Below are 1,158 nucleotides of genomic sequence, written 5' to 3' on the forward strand. Positions count from 1 at the left end.
AGGAAACTAGCAGAGCGTATTTATACCAATCCCTTTCGATTAGCTGATGTCACCACATTAGATGATGGTGAGATTATGCAGCACAAGCGAATGGCGCTACTGGAGTTAATACAAAAACACATTCGCCGACGGGATATGACCGAGCTTATGAATGAAATTGTCACGCTGTTGTCGTATAATTATTATACCGATAATCAAGTAATAACTATGTTTAACTATCTCATACAAGAAGGTAATGCTCAAAAACCTATGCAATTCATAACTGAGATAGCCAAACAATCAGAAAAACACGAAGGAGCACTTATGACTATTGCTCAACAAATTGAAGAAATAGGTATTCAAAAGGGTATTCAAATTGGTGAACAAAATGGGATGCAAAAGGGCATCCAGAAAGGCAAGCTGGAAGGCGAAAAACAGGCTTCGATGAAAATAGCGCGCCAAATGCTCGAAAGTGGTATGGATAGACAATCGGTGATGAAATTTACGGGTTTGACTGATGCCGAAATGAGCAACCTGTTTAAAGATTAAGGCATGACTGATTGCCAGAAATTAAGCCTCAATCGCCCTAGAAAGGCTTCACAGAAAGAACAGACTTCAAGTTCATGGTTAGGAAATTGAATCGCACGTAAGGTGAGGAACAAAAGTCATCGATTATTACTAAAAAGAGAGAAGCGCGATTTATTGAGATTGTGGTAGGTTAAATTTTCATCAGATAATGTATTTTTTCATCTAACACCCTGATTTTAGATACATTAACCCTAGGTTTAGCTGAGTAACCATCGTTTTTTCTCCAGGTTATGCATTCTTTCTGACAACAATTCCGTTGCTTGTTTACCCGCGCCCAGGCGGGCAAAGAACTGCGGTTTAAGAGAAACAACACTGTCAATGGTATTTAAGCTGCTCTAGTCTGCTCAGAAAAGCTGGAACCGACTAAGAGGATTTGACCTGCTGACCCTGGTGGTAAGCAACGTCCAATTTAAGGATGGAGAACAGATTCACGAAGCATCAGAGCGGAACGTAGCCTGATCGCCATACACCAGATTTGCTAATAACTCGTCACTTTTTAGCAAATAAAAAAATCAATCTGTCGCTAAACGCTTGGCAGGAGCGCTAACGCGAGGGTTCATTGCTACCCGATAAGTCCCCCCTGGCTGCGGC

1 protein-coding gene and 1 pseudogene are annotated in these 1,158 nt (G+C 41.3%); both read left to right on the top strand.

The window, feature by feature from the left end; all coding sequences use genetic code 11:
- Positions 1-528, top strand: a 528-nt coding sequence (locus tag G468_RS0118355) for an Rpn family recombination-promoting nuclease/putative transposase (RefSeq protein ID WP_026824193.1), incomplete at its 5' end; no start/stop codon positions are given.
- Between the two features lie 315 nt (positions 529-843).
- Positions 844-1,026, top strand: a pseudogene (locus tag G468_RS25015) (IS256 family transposase); the annotation flags it as partial.
- Between the last annotated feature and the right edge of the window lie 132 nt (positions 1,027-1,158).

The sequence above is a fragment of the Arsenophonus nasoniae DSM 15247 genome (assembly GCF_000429565.1).
Lineage (GTDB): Bacteria > Pseudomonadota > Gammaproteobacteria > Enterobacterales > Enterobacteriaceae > Arsenophonus > Arsenophonus nasoniae.